This window comes from Verrucomicrobiales bacterium (assembly GCA_016793885.1).
Taxonomy (GTDB): domain Bacteria; phylum Verrucomicrobiota; class Verrucomicrobiia; order Limisphaerales; family UBA11320; genus UBA11320.
The window spans coordinates 59178-76553 of the sequence record JAEUHE010000197.1; the positions used below are offsets into that span (position 1 = coordinate 59178).

Genomic DNA, 17376 nt, shown 5'->3' on the forward strand with positions numbered 1-17376 from the left:
CGGTGGCATCGCTGCGCGATGCTCCGTACTTTTAACAGTTCCGGGGGTGCGAGCACCCCCGTATAGATCTCTTTGAACCCTGCGGGTTCGGGCCCTGCCGGCAAAGTGTGAAACGCTGGCATCGCCCGGGTGTCCTGGATATCTGATGTGCGAGTTTCCAAACGAGAAGGCCCGGCTGCTCGGGGGAGCGGCCGGGCCTTGTTCGTGGCGCCTGGTGTGGCGCTCTCCTATCGGTTGCTAGCTTATAGCTGGCGAACTCGGTAGAAGCGCATGCCATCGGGACGGACGGTATCGGACGCCTGGGCGGCTGCTCCGCTGGCGGTAATCGCCGCGCCCAGGGGTTTCCACTCCCCGGAGAGGCTATCTTTAAACTCCGGCTGATAGGACTGTCCGGCGATGGACTCCCAGCTCAAGTTGAGCTGGCCTGAAGCGACGCTCGGGCGCACTACGATCACGGTGGTTTGGGTAGCGTAGACATTAATCTGATATCCCGCCGTGGCGGACAGATTGGGTGTGCCATTGTCCGTGGCAGTGATCTGGAGTGTGAACGCCTTGCCGGCATCCGCCTCGGTAGGACGCCAGTTTACCACGCCCGTGGTGGGGTCCAAGGTGGCGGAGGCGGGTGCACCTGACCCGAGGCGGAAGCCGAGGGCTTGGGCGGGACGATCTCCATCCGCTGCCGTGGAGAATGAGACGAGCTCTCCGACTTTCACATAGCGGGGGCGCGAGTCTCCGAAGGTGGGAGGCTGGTTCACCTCCCGCACGGTAACGGTGATCGTCTCGACGCTCTGGAGACTCGGGGTGCCATTGTCGTTGACCCGGAATGTGACCGCAAACTTCCCGGGACCTTGATCCTCGGTCGGACGCCAGACAAAGAGCCCAGCCGGGGTAATGGTCGCTCCCGCCGGGGCACCCGGCGCGAGACTGAACACCAACTGGCTGGAACCTTCTTCCGCATCCTGGGCGGTCAATTGCCAGCTGAAGCGGGTTCGTTCATCGAGGATACGATTGCCAACCTTGGCGAGCACCGGCGGTGTGTTGGCCCCGCTGAGGCGATTGGCGGCCCGTGGTGTAGGCTGTTCGAAAGCCACGATCGAAGGACCGCCATCGGGGATGCGTCCCTGGCTGACATTGTTTGTTTGGGAACCGAACTGGATCGTGTCGACGGCTGTCCCATCGGGGGCGAACAGCCCCAACTCCTCGCCGCCCCGCGACAACTGGAAGTTGGTGTGCAGGTCGGCGGAGTTGGTGGAGTTCTGCCCCGGGCTTCCATCAGCCCAGACGAGCAGATACCCCCCGGCCGGGATGCGTGTTCCAGCAGGAATCTTAAACTGAGTTTTGTTGGCGATCCTGTCCGTGAGATAGTAGCCGCTCAGGTCAGCTTCGACTCGACCGGGGTTATAGAGTTCGAACCAATCGTCGGTGGCCGGCGGGACATCGGCCGGATCCAGGATGAATCCGGTGTTGCTAGCCATCCATTCGTTGATGCGAACGACCAGGGTTTTCGAAGCGCCGTTGTTAGGAGCTCCGGCCGTCGGGAAGGAGAGCACCTGACGGAAGAAGGGTTGGCCATCGGGGTAGGATCCATAGGATTCGTCGGCTTGGATACCATCAAAGTTGAGGTAGTCCACGATTTGAGGTTCACCATTCACAAGCCGCGACAGGGCGATAGAACCTTGTGTCGGCTGCACCCGGAAGGAGGTGTGCCACTGGCTTGCGGTGGACTGATCCGCATCGCCATCCACCCAGATCACCTTGAACTCCCCGGGCTGAAGAACTCCATCCGACGGGAAGGCCCAGGCTTTGAGGTTGGAGTACGAGTCAGATAGGAAGTAGTCCTTCAGTGAGACTGGGGTCGAACCCGAATTATGAAGTTCCACCCACGGGTCGCGGTCTCCTTGGGCATCGGTGGGACCGGCTTCGTTGTACGGTCCCACCTCATTGAGCCAGACATCGTCGTAGGACGGCAGACTGGCGGTGCTGACATTGGGAGCGCCTGGCGTGCCTAGAGCTCTTCTCACCGACTGAGTCGAAGCCAGGAAGTTTCCGGGGCTGGTCTTCACCACCAGATTGGATCCGCGGTCTCCGTAGCGCAACCAATAGCTCAGGGTGTAGACGTTGTTGGAAACGATCGGAAGACCCCGTTGGAATATGGCTCCATTGGTCGAGGCGCTGCCCGCGTTGGTGCTCACGATGCGCAGGCTGGAAGCGCCCGACTTGACGATGTCAGTCACGAGCGTGCTAGTCAGATGGTTGTTCGCGACGCGCCAGGTGCCGGCGAGCGGTGCTTCGAAACCGCCGTTAGTCACCAGGTTCTGACCTTGGCCGGCCTGGTCTCCTTCGACGAGCGAAAGGTCATCGAGGTAGGCGTTGCCCGCACCGGTGAGGTAGACAAAGAAGTCCGGTCCGCCCGCCCGAGCCGTGACACTGACGAAGCGCCATCCGTCGCCATCGTCAGCCCAGTTGCTTACCCGGCTGTTGTCCTGGCTGCCATCCACCACGTTGAGGCTTACACCCTCGATCGCGGGTTTTTGCAGCCAAGGAGCGGTTGCTTCGTAGTGGACCTGATCCACCACGATGGGCGCATCGGGAGAGGCTCCTGGGCGCAGCAGGCTCAGAGTTTCGCCTTCGGGATCGAGATTCCCGTTGAATTCACCGAGCAGTGGCGCTCGGAACGCAAACTTGGTTCCGAAGGCAAACTGATCCTTGGCCACGACCCAGAACTGCCCCGGTCCGATGAGCGTTCCGGCTGGGAAATCGAAGTCCACTCCATCCAGTCGCCAGCCGCTGAGATCGAATGCCGTGGTGGTGGAGCGGTTGTAGATTTCCACGTAGCCGGCACCGGGGTCGGCGGGCGAGTAAGAGATTTCGTTGATAATGACGTTCCCCTCGGGCTCCACGACCTCGGCGTTGTTCACGACGCGGACCGTTTGAGTTCCGTTGACCACCACATTCCCGAACCGGTCGCGGGCTTCGATGGTGAGAGAGTTTTCTCCCGGGAGCAGGGGAACCTGAGTGGACCAATAGATCGGGCGGCTGCCGATAGTGGTCCAGGTGAGGCGCTGCTTGGTCCCGTTCACGGTGATGGAGTCCACGTTGACTGGAGCAGCTCCTGTCAACGTAAGGAAGTTCACGTTCGTCGTGATCAGGTTGGGTCCGTAAACGACGAAGTTGGTTTTCGGAAGGACCTGGTTGAGGATGTAGTTCCGTCGATCGCGCGCGTAGTCCTTGATGAATTGAGGGGACGATACTGTTACCCCGTTGTCGGCCAGGCCCTTGGATTTCGCATCGATGAGCGGAGCCAACAAGTCCGCGCGAAGAGGACCTTCAGCTGCTTCCTGGCAGATGCGGAGGTACATCCGTCGGAACAAGGGATTGGCGTAGAGACGTTGGATCGTCGGCTCATTCGTGGCGAATAGATCGGTGGTGGCACCATCGCTACCAGAACCTAGATCGAAGTCGATGTCCCACAGCAACAACCCCCACTTGCCGCGCGTCGGCTTGTAGGTATACATGTTCTTGCCGCGGTTGTATCCATACGAATCCCAGTTCCCAACGATGTGCTGCATGGCAAAGACACTCAGCCATTGCTCCACGTCGACGATGTCTTGAAGTGCTGTGTTGTACGGTTCTGGAGTAGCGGCGCTGAGCGCATCGACGACTTTAAACAGCTCCGAGAAGTCGTTGGGGTTGTCGCCGGCTCCGATCGACCGAGGACGCCAGCAGACTCGATAGCGAGCCACCTTCTTGCCCTCCAGTGTCAGGAACTGATCGAGGGTCGCATCGACATTGCCAGTTTTGGTGTCCCCAGCATCGTCGAACTCGAACCAATCTTCAATTTTGTGAAGCGGGCCGCTTGCGTCATCGGGAAAGTACTGGTCGATGACCTCACCGCTCGGCTGTTGAGTATCCTCGTAAACCGATGAAGCGCGTCGCTGGCCGTTGAAATACATAAAGAAGAAGCGACGGTAGTTGTAGGGGATTCCCATTTTTCTGGCGATCCAGTAGCTCGTTTGCTCGGCGAGTTTGCTGGGGTCGTTGTCCTGGTTTCCGACCGTGCCGAAGACGAAATCCTCCGTGCCCAACAGCAAGTCGTCGGCTGGCGCGTGCAGTACGTAGTCCGTTGGAGGTTCTCCGGCCGGGCCGCCGTTGTAGGCGGGGGTGTGCCAGGGACTGCCGCTGTAGAGGGTCTCGGCATTGTAGATCACCCTGAAATCATTGTAGGCGAAGGAGCAATCCAGAGGGTGATTGCTTTGGCGCCCCCGGGTGGACCAGCGGCTGAGGGTGGCCTTGGTAACCCACAGTCGGTAGCTGCCGAGCGCACTGGAGGGTTGGGTTTCACCGATGCGGAAGAGGCATTCCCGTTTGGGAGCATCTTTAGGGAATGTCGATGCTGCCGGCGTCGCCGCCGCGTCCCTGCCGCTGATATAAAATGCCACCATGGTGTTGTTGGGCTGCCCGGGGATGATGGCCGAGTAAGTTCCGTCACCCGGTATAGCATCGCCTTGGGTTCCATCGTCGAGCAGGGCCACTTCCTGATAGTTCCCTGGAATGGAAATGGTGTCGTTCCTCCATTTAAGCGTGAGGGTGCTGAGGCCGTCGGGGTCGGAAACGTGGGCGGTCACCACAATGCCCTGGTTCGCCACCGGGAGTATGGGAGCATGAGTGACTTCAAAGATCGCTGGTCCCGCGTTGCTGATGGTCCGGCTGTTGGCGGCTCCGGGTGTGCCGAGATTCTTCGGCAGCGTCATGATGCCGGCGCATTCGAGATAGTTGCCGCGGAGGCGCAGCAGAATGTGAGGCGTGCCGGCCAGCCAGCGGACCTTGGCCCGAATGGTGGTGATGGAGTTGGCTGCTACCGCTCGGGCAAGGTTGGCTCGAATCCGGTTTCCGCCGTTGTCGCCTCGTGCGCTGGCGCGGATATGCATGGACTGCTTGCTCTGGTAGCCTTCCGTTGTCTCCAAAGTGGTCTCCTCATGCGTGCCCTGCGGTGTCCACCCGCTGAGGTTGGTTTCGAACTTCGGGTTGGCCAGGAGATTCGTGGAGTTCGCGGCCGTGAACACCTCGATATCATCGATCAGGGCTTCACCCGGATTCTGGAGGAAAAGTTGCAAGCGGTCTGGGTTTTCCATGCCTCCGAGGTCAGCCCGGCCGGTGAACTCAATGGGAGTCCACGGAGCCTTCTTGGTCTCATCGCTGTCCGCCCAGTTCGCCGGCTGACGGATATCGCTGTGGGCGTCGATCAGCTCCAGGCTGCTTCCGCCTCCATCCGACCATTTACCCCAGCGGCCACCATCGCGATAGCTCATGTCATTCACCACCACGAAGGCCATGTTCGTGATGCTTTTGCCATTGTTGTCGGTGTCGATCACCGGCTCGGGCATGAGCAATTGGATGCGATCCCCGCCGTTGCCCAGGCTGCCATTATAGTTGCCGTAGGTGTTGCCAAAATTGAGGTTGGGATAATTGGCGACCAGTCGGGCCAGGTTCCTTCCGACGACCACATAGCCCTTGGCCGGGATGGAGGCGTTCGTCGGGAAGGTGAAGGTGGCAGCCTGTGCCAGTTTCCAGCCGGCGAGCGAGATCGCAGTGTCGCCGCGGTTGTAAAGCTCGATGAATTCGTCGTCATTGTCGCCGGTGATGGGGGCGTACATGATTTCGTTAACGACCAGGTCCCGTCGCAGTTCGGCGCTGTTCGCGGCTCCTGGCGTGCGGGCTTTTAGTTCCGAAATGAATTTGCTGCCGTCGGGGAAACGCCCTTGCGACACCCCTTTGGCCGAACCTTCAAAAGCCACCGCATCGATGACGCGAGTGGCCGAGGGGTTCACCAAGTAGATGGTTTCTCCGAAGGAGCTGAGACCGAACTGAAACTGAGCGGTGGCGAACGAAACAAACCCATGAGCTGGGATGGTCGTGTTGGCGGGGATCTTGAATTTGTTGGTGTTCGGGCTGTCGGTGAGCCAGGCGCCGGAAAGATCCACGGCTTGGGCGGTGTGGTTGTACAGCTCGATGAAATCAGGCTGCCCCTGATCCGGGTTCGCCAGCCACTCGTTGATCACCACCCCCCGCAAGGGCTCGGGACCCACGCCGTCGAACCGACCTGGTGAACCGCCGACTCGATCACTGGCGCTCCAGGCCCGGAGTTCGTTTTCGCCATAAGAGGGACGTGCGAGCACTAGCGAATGGCCGGCCCCATCGGCTGATACCGGCCACGGCATCTGCCCTTGGTAGTTCACTTCCTGAATGATGCCGCCAATTTCATTCCAGAGGCGCACCTGTCCGAAATTGTTCGGGAGCGTGCCGGTGTATGGCCCCAGAACTCCTGAGATCCCTTGAATACTTTCCAGGTCCGCCGGAGCTTTGGCCACCACCAGGATACCGCCCGCCGGGATGATGGTGTTGGGAGCGAATTCAAACGTGATGTCACCGCTCAGCTTGTATCCCGACATGTCTTCAAAGAAGGGCTGGCTATTGAAGATCTCGACGAATTCGAGGCTCTTGCCGTCGGCTCGATCCTGAGGATGATACATGATCTCGGAGATCACCAAGCCTCCGCGTCGGCTGCTGGGTCCCGGGGGTTCGATGCTCAGGGGGCCGGGAGGAGTCAGGGGTTTTCCAGTGGCGTCCGTGTAGTCTCGGAAGCGGGCCGTGGTGGTGGCGTTCGTGCTACGACTGCTGGCGGCCATGCCCACAAACAAGAACTCCGGCATGCCAATGGTGGCGCTGCCCAGCGGCTTCCAGGTGGTGCCGTCCAAGCTGCCGTAGCCGCTGAAGTCGTCACCGACGCGACGCAGGCGCAGCCAGGTATTGGGGAAATTCACCTGGAGGTTGCCGCTTTGGGTCGTGTCGCGAGAGGGTTGGGTTCGACTTTGAAAGAGGAGCCCATTCAGCGAGGGGGTGGCGAATACGGCGGCGAAGCGGCTCGTGCTGCTCAGGTCTTCCCGGGCCATGAGCCCGCCGCGGGCCAACAGATCGCTGAGTGAGAGAGACTCAACTCGGAGTTGGATGTCGAAATCACCGGGCAGAAGTGTCCATTGATAGAGGAATTGGTCGGACTTGCCGGCGATCTCGCGTCCCCCCGCTTGCAGATCGAAGCCATTGCCGGCGGCGCTGATGGTGCCGAGGCTGTTGGTGGTGCCGACGGTGGAGCCATAGAAGGGCTCGACCGTCAGGGAGACTCGAGTGTTGGCGGCCAGGCCGAGCCCAGCCAAATCCTTCAGGTTGCGGATCTCGATCGTGTAGGTTCTGCCCAGCGTGAGGGGTGAGGTGTTGAGTCGGACCTGGGTGGGGTCCGATCCTAGCTCGGCTGATTGAATGGTCGTACCTTCGACGGTGAAGTTGCCGACGGTTGACGCTTCGCCGGGTTGAATGGCTTCCGAGAAAGTCAGGAGAAATCCGTTTAGACCGATGCTAGCCACGCTGAGGACCGTCGGGGCGACGGAATCGGGCAAGATAGTAAACTGAGCCTCTGCGCTGGGCAGGCTGGCTGCGGAGGTCGTGACCAGGCAGCGATACTTCTTACCTGCCTGGCCGGCCTCGGTGACGCTGGGGAACTTGAGCACGGAACTGTTGGCTCCGGGCAGGTTCACCCCATTTTCCTGCCATTGGTAGGAGACGGGCGATTGGTTGCTTACCAGCAAGGAGAGCGAGGCGGGGCGTCCGGCGGTAACCACTAAATTGGAAGGATTACGAAGGAATGCCGGGGCCACAATGGTGTTGGTGCGGAACGGAATCAGTCGCTCGGCCCGGCCGTTGCCAGGACGGGAGTTGATGGGGGATTCGATGGTGTCGTCGGCCAACTGCCATTGGACGTCGAGATAGTCGAGGCCCAACGCCTCTCGGTGCAACGCTTCGATATAATAGCGTCGTCCGGCTTCCAGCGCCACCGGGGCGGAGGTCTGGTTGGTCTGGGCCAGATAGTCGCGCTGTGCGGTGGCTCCGTCGACGTAGGCGATTCGGACGCGGTTTTCCGGGGTCTCGTCAGTGCTCAGGTAGAGCTGAGACCACTCATCCGAGGCGATCGCGAAGGTGTAGTTCCCGCTTAATGGAGGCAAGATAAATGCCCGGAGGCGCTGCCCATAGCCATTGCCGGAGTTACCCGTTGTGAAGCTGGTCACGATCTTGGCGCTGGTCGGGGCGATGTTCGTAAAGCTGGCTCCGTCCGGGTAAGCGAAGTCGTTCGTGCTGAGTCCATTCCATTGTTCCTGCGCGATCCCGTAACTCTGGGCATGGGTTTGTGCGGGGCAGGCCAAGGCGAGGCAAGTGGCCAGAAGAGCCAGCAAACGTTGAGTGCGGGGTTGTTCGTGTGGGGTCATAAGGGGTGTCCTTGGAAAAAAGACGGAATTTGTCGTCACGTCGGCGGAGACGACAGTTTTTGAACCTTGGTGGGCACAAATTAAGTATTTCAAGGTCGGCTGAACGGGTTGGTAGAAGTATTGCCTCTGATGGATGCCGAAGCAAGCCTGGAGGTCGAAATGGGCGGTACAAAAAAGAAGCGACCGGGGGTACCGGTCGCTTTTCTCTACGCACGAGGCGCAAACTTTTGGGTTCCTGCCCCTCCAACACCTAGAGTTGCCTGAACCACTTAGAAGCTCCCCACTGGTTGGGTTTTGGTTTCTCTACACACGAGAACCGACACACAAGAACATTTTCTTTACCCAACCAGTGCGTCTTCCACAGAGGATGAACACGAGATGACTATGGCCTATCCCTGACTTCTCTGCATGTCACCTCTTTGGGTGACATGCAGGAAGGCTGGCATTTAGACCTTGATCCAGGATCGGCTCTTGGCTGAAGCCTCAACAGCTTCAAGTACTTGCTCGTTCTTGAGGCCGTCTTCAAAGGTGGGTTGGACTGATTTTCCGTCGACCACGGCGTTCACAAAGTCGGCGATGGTGTGCACGAACGTGTGTTCGTAGCCGATGATATGTCCGGGCGGCCACCAGTTGCCCACGAAGGGGTGTTTCCCACCGGGTTCGGTGACCAAGATGTCGCGGAAGCCCTGCAAGCCTGCTGGGTCTTCGTTGTTGAAGAACTTCAAACGGTTCATGTCTTCGAAATCGAAATGGAGCGAGCCTTTGCTGCCATTGATTTCGAGTTCGATGTGGTTTTTTCGGCCTAATGCGAAGCGGGTGGCCTCGAGGTTGGCGAGCGCTCCGTTCTTGAAGCGTCCGATGAAGAGGGCGGCATCATCCACGGTGACCTTGCCCATTTTCCGGCCTCCTTTCCCGCCCAAACCATCGCCCTTAGCGGCGGCTTCTTCGATGGGGCGTTCCTTAATGAACGTGTGCATGAGGCCGCAGACCTCGCTGAAATCGCCGACGAGATAACGGGCCAGGTCGATGATGTGGGCGTTGATATCGCCGTGCGTTCCGCTTCCGCTCACGCCTTTTTGGAGGCGCCAGACCAAGGGGAAGTTCGGATCCACGATCCAGTCTTGGGCGTAACGAGCGCGGTAATGAAAGATTTCGCCCAGCAGGCCGGCCTCGATCATCTTTTTAGCCTGAGCGATGGCGGGGATGCGGCGATAGTTGTGGCAAACCATGTTCACCACGCGTGCCTTCTTGACGGCGGCCACCATCTCCTCGCACTGCTTCACGTTCAGAGCCAGAGGTTTCTCACAGAGGATGTGCTTACCGGCGCGTGCCGCGGCGATGGCGATTTCGGCATGCGAATCATTCGGCGTGTTGATGTCGATGATATCGATCGCTGGGTTGTTGATCACTGCTTCCCAGTCATTGCTGGCATTCTCCCATCCGAGTTGATCCCGGGCGGCTTCCACCCCTTTCGAATCGCGGCCGCAGATGGTGTGCAGCTTGACTTTGGCCTTCAGGGGAAAGAAATGCGGCGCTTGCCGCCAGGCGTTGGAGTGCGCCTTGCCCATGAACCGATAACCAATCATCCCGACGCTTAACGTTTTTGGCATAAATCAAGTAGGGGGTTGAATGTGATGCGGCGCGGTTTATAGTCACGGCCGATTTTCAAGTCAACGTGTGACTTGAACCGTATGCTCGTCCATCTACTAAAGTCTAAAATTCATCGTGCCGCGGTGACCGCGGCCAGTATTGACTACGAGGGAAGCCTGACCATTGCCAGCGATCTCATGGAGACGGTTGGCTTTCTACCCTTTGAGCGGGTTCTTTGTAGCAATCTGGCTAATGGTCAACGGTTTGAGACGTACCTGATTCCCGGCGAACCGGGGTCGGGATCGATTATTCTAAATGGGGCAACTGCCCATTTGGGCAAGGTGGGCGACCGCTTGACGATCATGAGTTATACCGAGGTGGATGCCGCCATGGCCAAGGGGTGGACGCCGCGCGTGATCGTTTTGGGGGAGCGCAATGCGGTTACCGCCATGCGCGGGCTGGGTAGCCGTGGATCCTGACCGCATCTCCTGAGATCTGATTAGCCATGCCATACACTGCTCAAGAAATCGCGACGCATCTCCAAGGGGAAGTCGTGGGGGATCCCACCACCGTCCTGACCGGTTTTGCCTCCGCTGAAGGCGCTCGTCCAGGCGAGTTGACCTTTGCGGAAAATGAGTACTATTTCACCCGGGCGCAACAAGGCGCGGCTACTGCCATCCTCGTGCCGCACGAGTTTGTGGCCTCCAGCAAGGTCTTGATTCGGGTGGGCAACCCCCGGGTCGCCTTTGCGCAGGTGCTGCCGTTGTTCTTCCCCACTGCCCGGTTTGCACCGGGCATCCATCCTTCGGCCGTGGTCTCGCCGGGGGCGATGGTGGATCCGTCTGCCTTCGTTGGGCCCTTGAGCGTGATCGGAGACCAGGCGCGCATTGGAGCCCGGACGGTGATTGAGAGCGGTGTCCATGTGGGGGATCGATGCGAGGTGGGGCAGGACTGCCATCTCTTCCCGCGAGTGACGCTTTATCCGCAGGTCAAAATGGGAGATCGGGTGAATGTGCATAGCGGCTCGGTGATCGGTTCCGACGGGTTTGGCTATGTCTACGACAGTGGCCGCCACTTGAAGATCCCCCAGGTCGGCACGGTGATTCTCCAGGACGATGTGGAGATCGGGGCCAACGTGACGATCGACCGTGGTGCCTTGGGGCCTACCATCATTGGCAAGGGCACGAAGATCGATAACCTAGTGCAGGTAGGTCACAATGTGGTGATCGGTGAACACAGTGTGCTGGTCGCGCAGGTGGGCGTCGCGGGCAGCACTCGGTTGGGGCATCATGTGACTTTGGGCGGTCAAGTGGGCGTGGCGGGGCATCTCAAGATCGGTAACGACGTCACGGTGGCCGCTCAGTCGGGGGTTATGCATCCGATTCCTGATGGAGAGAAGTGGTTAGGTTCCCCGGCGCGGCCGGATCGACAGACCAAGCGCCAGCTGATTGCTCTGCAGCAACTTCCTGAGCTGCTTCGCCGGGTGCACGATCTCGAAAAGCGGGCGGGCAGTGGACCATCGGCCTAGCAGGCCGTCGGAAAGAGGAGCGGGGGTATATTGCCCACGGATGACGCGGAGCACGCGGATCTGAGGAGGGGCCTGTCAGGACTGGGCCGGTTGACGTCACGTTTCTTCAGAAGCCCCTCCGACTCCGTGTGCTCCGCGTGTTACGTGGGCCAAACTCTTCCTCAGAATTGGTTCTGGTCCGCTTCCGTTTGCCGGTCAGACCTCCTCTGTTTTGCTCTTGGCGCCTCCGCTCCGCTTCCACTCCTTCTTAGGTGGTTCCGGCAGGCCTTGGGCTCTAAGCGCGGTGCGGAAGTGCATCTTGGCCACCGAGGGCAGTTTGGCGACCCCGTGTTTCTCGATGAAGGCCTTGGCGGCCGCATCCACGGCGGCGGAGGCGCCTTTAGGGAGCACTTGCTCGAACTGCTTCTCCAATTTGGCGAGCCGACTGACAAATTCATGTCGTGCCAGGATCGACGCTGCGGCCACGGCCAGGTCGGACTCCGCCTTGTGCCGTTGAATCAGTTCGATCTCCCGACCGAGGCTCATCAGCGCTCCCGCGACGACCTCTTTGTTGGCGGCGAACTGATCGCTGATGGCCCGCACGGGGAGGGGCACCATGCGATGCCTCTGGAGCATGAGATTTTCGATCACACGAGCGTGGCCCCAAGCGAGGATGGCGTTCACGCTGCGCATGGTTTTATAAAGCCGGTTGTAAGCCTCGTTTCCGATGGGAACCACGGTTGAAACACAGCCCGGGGTATCCCGAATCAGTTCGGCGAGCTTGGCGATTTTGGCATCGCTGCTGATATTCTTGGAATCGCGAACGCCAGCCTCCCGCCAGGACTGGACGATGGTTTCGTTGACATAAACCCCGGCGACGCAGAGCGGCCCAAAGAAATCGCCTTTTCCGGATTCGTCCACGCCGATGCGGGGGATCAGCAATTCTGGGTTAAGGACCGCTTCATAACCGATCTGGGCTGACTTCAGGATTTCTGGTTCCAGGGTGAACTCGACAAATTCCTGGGTGCCTTTGCCTTGCACCACCAGTTTTCCGCTGGTGTAAAAGACCACGTTCGTTTTGTCCTTTTCGCCGGCGTATTGAGCGTAGGGCACCTCGCGGAAACGATAGCCATGCTCCTTGAGCCAAAGGTGCAGGTGCTCAGCCTGCTCCGGGGTGAGCTTGCACGTGTGGGAGGTCAGTGGGGCCATGCTCGCCTGGGGCTACTTGCTCTTCTTCAGCTTTTCAAGCTTTGGAGCAATAACCACCTTGCAATAGCCCTTTTCGGGGTTCAGACGGAAATAGTCCTGATGGTAGGCTTCGGCGGGGTAGAATTTGGTCAGCGGCACCACCTGGGTCACGATGGGATCGCGGAACAGGGATTGGGCGGTCTTGATGGCCTTTTCAGCCGCCGCTTTTTGAGCCTCGTTGTGATACAGGATGATAGAACGGTATTGAGTCCCGACGTCCGCTCCCTGTTGGTTGAGCGTGGTAGGGTTGTGGGCTTTCCAGAAAAAATCCAAGAGCTGCTCATAGGTGATCACGGCCGGGTCGTAGGATACCTGAATGACCTCGGCATGACCGGTAGTACCGCTGCATACAGCTTCGTAAGTAGGATTGGGAGTAGGGCCTCCGGCGTAGCCGGAGACGGCGCCGTCGACGCCTTTCAAGGTCTCGAAATAGGCTTCGGTGCACCAGAAGCAGCCCCCGCCGAAGGTCGCCAACTCCCGAGATGGTTTCGAGGACTGGTCACTCGTTTTGGTGTCGGCGGCATTCATAAGCGGGGTCAGCAATAGTGCGAGCAGCAGCGATATCGACGCGGTGATCGCCAGGGGTCGGTTCTGCGGCATGGTTCCGTTCATGCGCTTAAACTAGCGGAGCCACTCCGGACTGGCAACTGAAGGTTGACTGGTACATGTTATGCCTCCAGATGGGTTCTGACCAATACCTCCCGCGGCAGCTTTCCGGCGCGCCCGAGCCCCCGCGTGGGCGGGGGGCATTGAGTAACCCCTCCTCCCGATTCGAAAAGCTGCATGTCGAACCTGATCCCGAGGATGATTCAGAACCTTCGCCAGCCCGGAGAACCGAGTTTTACCGCGATACCAGCGAGACCCTCATCAATTATAATGACAGTCCAGACATTGGCTTTGAGGCCAGCATGAACCCCTATCGCGGATGCGAGCATGGATGCATCTATTGTTATGCCCGGCCGACCCACGAGTATCTGGGGTTCTCGGCGGGTTTGGACTTTGAGACGCGGATCATGGTGAAGGATCGAGCGCCACAGCTGCTGCGAGCCGAACTGAGTTCTCCGCGATGGAAGCCTCAGGTGATCGCTTTGAGCGGAGTCACCGACCCCTATCAGCCCGTCGAGCGGAAGCTCCGCATCACGCGCGGATGTTTGGAGGTGCTGGCTGAGTTCCGAAATCCGGTGGGCATCGTCACCAAAAACCATCTGGTGACCCGAGACCTCGACCTGCTGTCGGTGCTGGCCCGGTCCGATGCCGCGATGGTCTACATTTCGGTTACCACTTTGGACCCGGAATTGGCGTCGCGGATGGAACCCCGGACATCGCAGCCCCAGCATCGGCTCGACGCGATGGCTCGCTTGGCGGAGGCCGGGATTCCGGTTGGTGTCATGGTGGCGCCGGTGGTGCCGGGGCTGACGGATCATGAGATGCCCGCGATCCTGGCCGCCGCGGCTGCCGCAGGTGCTCGGTCAGCTGGGTATGTGGTGCTGCGGTTGCCCCACGGGCTTTCCTCCCTGTTTCCAGAATGGTTGCAGGCGCACTATCCTCTGCGCTCGGAGAAGGTCCTGAGTCAGATTCGTTCGGTGCGGGAAGGGAAGTTGAACAGCGCCGAGTTTGGCACACGCTTTCAGGGGAAGGGGACTTTGGCCGACCAAATCGCCCAGATGTTTCGTGTCTCGTGCCAGCGTCATGGGATTCAGGCCCGCTCTCCCAGTCTCTCGGCTGCGGACTTTCGTCGTCCAGGCGGTCAGCAGCTGGATCTGTTTCGTTGAGGTGGCGCTCCCCCTGAGTTGCCATTTTTTGCGCAGTTTAATCGTCTTTTCAGGTGTGATGGTTTATGGTCTGGAGGATGCGTCTCCTGGTGATTGAAGATGAGCCGAAGGTCGCGCGCTTTCTCGAGCGTGGGCTGAAGCAGCAGTCGTATGCGGTGGATGTGGCGTTTGATGGCAACGAGGGACTGCAGCTTGCTGGGGAAAACCCTTATGACTTGATCGTTCTCGACGTGATGCTGCCCGGCATTGATGGCTTTACCGTGCTGCGGGAGCTGAGGCGCCGGGATCGGTTCCATCGGGTCCTGATGCTGACCGCGCGCGATGGCATTGCGGATCGGGTTCGCGGGCTTGATCAGGGGGCCGACGATTATTTAGTGAAGCCCTTCGATCTCGACGAGTTCCTGGCGCGGGTTCGAGCGCTCCTGCGTCGCGGTGGAGTGGAGGCTCCGTTGGTTCTCAAGTGCCATGACTTGGAGCTCGACCCACGCACCCGCAAGGTGCGTCGGAGCGGGAAGCAGATCGACCTTACCGCCAAACCTTTTGCGATCTTGGAGCTGATGCTCCGTCGCAGTGGCGAGGTAGTCACTCGCGCCGAGTTGGCGGAGCATGTCTGGGATCGTTTTTTTGATCCATTCAGCAACGTCATTGATGTGACCATTCACCAGTTGCGGGAAAAGGTGGATCGCGGATTCTCGGGGCGGTTGATCCACACGGTGCGGGGTGTGGGTTATGTCCTGCGCGCTGAATTGGAGGGGCTATGAAGCGGTGGGGGCCATGCGTGATCTGGTGGAGCGGGGTTCTGGTGCTCCTGGCCTGGGGAACCTGGGGCACGTTGGAAGCGAACCGGCGGGATCTGGAGCAAACCCAGAATATTCTTTCCATGCAGGCCCAGCTCATTGCGAACCATGTGAATGCGTGGAAACCCGAGTATTCGGCCCATCTTCAGCGCGTGGTTTCCTCCAATCCGCGGCACCTCCGGGTTTTGCTGTATGACCTGTCCGGTTGGGAGATTGGCCGACCGGGCGGATCTGGCGCCGCGTTACCCTTGAATCAGACCGCCGCACGGTTGCCGTCAGTCCAGCTGCTCCGTCCGATGAACGGCGAGACTCCCTTGCCCGGCTTTGCGACACTTCCGCCCGAGGTAGCCGCTGATCCGCGAGTGTTCAATCGTTTATTCGCCTCCAATATCTTGGGGGCCGCCTGGGTGCAGCGGATGGTTTCGCACGATGGGGAGCCCTGGGTGGTGGCCACCGCCGCGGTGAACGATTACGACGCGGGTTCGAAGCGGGCTTTCATCAGTGCCTGGCTGCAAGCGTGCATGCGACAGGCGGATGTCCTCCGTCCCTTAAATGAGCGATGGTTCCGGTTCGGCACATTGGTGGCCGGGGTGGCGGCACTGCTGGGGAGCTGGACTTGGTGGACCACCAGGCACAGCCGTTCGCTCAACGCGGTCGCAGACACCGCAGAAAAGCTGCCGATCGACCGCCTCCAGGGTGCCAGGCTGGAAGTTCCGGAGGACAATCGAGAGGCGGCTCGGCTGGTGAGTGCCTGCAATCGGCTCATCGAGCGCGTGGGGGAAGTTCACCTGGCGCAGCAGCGTTTCGTTGCGGATGCCGCCCACGAGCTCCGCACCCCGCTGACCATTCTTCGCGGCGAGATTCAAGTTGCGTTGCGGGAGCCGGCCAACCACCCGTTGCTGGTGCAGACGCTTCGCAGCAATCTCGAGGAGTCGGTGCATCTCTCGCGCTTGGTGGACAGCCTGCTCACCCTCGCACGTTCGGATGCGGGGCAGCCCCTGGCACCTCGCCAGCGGGTGGATCTGAGCGCCTTGATCAAGCAGGTCTTGGATAAGCTCGACATCTTCGCCGCGGGCCGGCAGGTCAGGCTTTCCTTGGTGCACGCGGTCAAGGGGGATGGGATGCACGTGGAAGCTGACCCGCTGGCATTGGAACGGATTGTGTTCAATCTCGTGGAGAATGCCGTGAAGCATTCTCCGCCGCAGTATGAGGTCGTGGTGACGCTGGCGGCGACCTCGAGCGGGGTATGCCTGAGCGTGACCGACCAGGGCATCGGCATCGAGGCGGAGCATCTGCCGCACCTGTTCGAACGCTTCTATCGCGTCGATTCGGCCCGGCGCCGCGCGGATGGCGGCACGGGGTTGGGACTCTCGCTGGTGAAAGCCCTGACGGAGTCGCACGGCGGCAAGGTGGGGGTTCGCAGCGAGATCGGGGTCGGCAGTACCTTTACCGTCGAGTTGCCCTTGGCGCAGGCTGGTTCTTGATTTTGACTGTTCTTTGAGCCTGGACCTGACACTGTCACCTTCGAGTGACCTCTTTTCCTGATTGCGTTCTCGATCTGGCCCTCGTTGGGTCGGGAATACCCATCCCACGCGGGCAATATTTGGTGGCTTTGATCTCGGTTGCATTGGTGGTGGCCTGTGTGCTGTTGCACTACGAGGTGTTGCGCATGCTGTCGGATTGGCTGGCTCGGCTTCGGCAGTTGCATCGAACCCGGGTGCTCGTCCTGATCCTGGGACTCTTTGCCACCCATCTGGTGGAGATATGGGTGTTCGCTTCAGGCTTCGGGTTTTTGGACGGAGTGGCTGATTTTGGTCACATCATGCACGTGCAGGCGACGGGGGTAGCGGCCAACTGGCTCGATTACGTTTACTATTCTTTTGTGACCTACACCACGGTGGGGTACGGAGACCTGGTTCCAGTCGGCCCCATTCGCTTCATTGCTGCGACCGAGGCCTTAACCGGCTGGATGCTGCTCGGTTGGTCGACCTCCTTCACTTTCCTGGAGATGCAGCGTTTTTGGAGAGATGCCGCCACGCGCAACTGACCGGGCGTGGAATCTCACCCGGAGATAGTCACACCCGCGTTTGCTTCGCTGGGAGCCCCGGCATTGACTGGTGGGTGGGGCGCGATTAGTTTCCGCTCGG

General features: G+C 59.8%; 10 protein-coding genes. 6 read left to right on the forward strand and 4 right to left on the reverse strand.

Annotated features, from left to right (window positions below; translation table 11 throughout):
- Nucleotides 1-242 precede the first annotated feature (242 nt).
- The gene (locus JNN07_22625; GenBank protein MBL9170547.1) at nucleotides 243-8315 is read right to left on the reverse strand and encodes a lamin tail domain-containing protein; all 8073 of its coding nucleotides are present in this window, start codon (nucleotides 8313-8315) and stop codon (nucleotides 243-245) included.
- A gap of 446 nt (nucleotides 8316-8761) precedes the next feature.
- Nucleotides 8762-9925 (reverse strand): Gfo/Idh/MocA family oxidoreductase, encoded by a 1164-nt coding sequence (locus JNN07_22630; GenBank protein MBL9170548.1) that lies wholly within the window; start codon nucleotides 9923-9925, stop codon nucleotides 8762-8764.
- A gap of 81 nt (nucleotides 9926-10006) precedes the next feature.
- Between JNN07_22630 and JNN07_22635 the strand changes: the two genes are divergently transcribed.
- Both JNN07_22635 and lpxD read left to right on the forward strand, forming a co-directional pair.
- Nucleotides 10007-10384, forward strand: a complete 378-nt coding sequence (locus JNN07_22635; GenBank protein ID MBL9170549.1) for an aspartate 1-decarboxylase — start codon at nucleotides 10007-10009, stop codon at nucleotides 10382-10384.
- Between the two features lie 26 nt (nucleotides 10385-10410).
- Nucleotides 10411-11433 (forward strand): UDP-3-O-(3-hydroxymyristoyl)glucosamine N-acyltransferase, encoded by a 1023-nt coding sequence (gene lpxD, locus JNN07_22640; protein ID MBL9170550.1) that lies wholly within the window; start codon nucleotides 10411-10413, stop codon nucleotides 11431-11433.
- Nucleotides 11434-11628: 195 nt separating this feature from the next.
- On the opposite strand, the gene JNN07_22645 is transcribed toward lpxD, so the two are convergent.
- Together JNN07_22645 and msrA are read right to left on the reverse strand one after the other, a co-directional pair.
- Nucleotides 11629-12621 (reverse strand): ribonuclease HIII, encoded by a 993-nt coding sequence (locus JNN07_22645; protein ID MBL9170551.1) that lies wholly within the window; start codon nucleotides 12619-12621, stop codon nucleotides 11629-11631.
- A gap of 12 nt (nucleotides 12622-12633) precedes the next feature.
- Nucleotides 12634-13188 (reverse strand): peptide-methionine (S)-S-oxide reductase MsrA, encoded by a 555-nt coding sequence (msrA, locus tag JNN07_22650; GenBank protein ID MBL9170552.1) that lies wholly within the window; start codon nucleotides 13186-13188, stop codon nucleotides 12634-12636.
- Between the two features lie 152 nt (nucleotides 13189-13340).
- Between msrA and JNN07_22655 the strand changes: the two genes are divergently transcribed.
- From JNN07_22655 to JNN07_22670, 4 genes are all read left to right on the forward strand, one after another.
- A complete protein-coding gene (locus JNN07_22655; protein MBL9170553.1) occupies nucleotides 13341-14432 on the forward strand; it encodes a PA0069 family radical SAM protein in 1092 nt (363 codons plus the stop codon).
- Nucleotides 14433-14509: 77 nt separating this feature from the next.
- On the forward strand, nucleotides 14510-15193 hold the full coding sequence (locus JNN07_22660) for a response regulator (protein ID MBL9170554.1): 684 nt from the start codon (nucleotides 14510-14512) through the stop codon (nucleotides 15191-15193).
- The gene (locus tag JNN07_22665; GenBank protein MBL9170555.1) at nucleotides 15190-16713 is read left to right on the forward strand and encodes a hypothetical protein; all 1524 of its coding nucleotides are present in this window, start codon (nucleotides 15190-15192) and stop codon (nucleotides 16711-16713) included. Before JNN07_22660 ends, JNN07_22665 begins: the two co-directional genes overlap by 4 nt.
- 44 nt (nucleotides 16714-16757) lie before the next feature.
- On the forward strand, nucleotides 16758-17276 hold the full coding sequence (locus JNN07_22670) for a two pore domain potassium channel family protein (protein MBL9170556.1): 519 nt from the start codon (nucleotides 16758-16760) through the stop codon (nucleotides 17274-17276).
- Nucleotides 17277-17376: the final 100 nt, after the last annotated feature.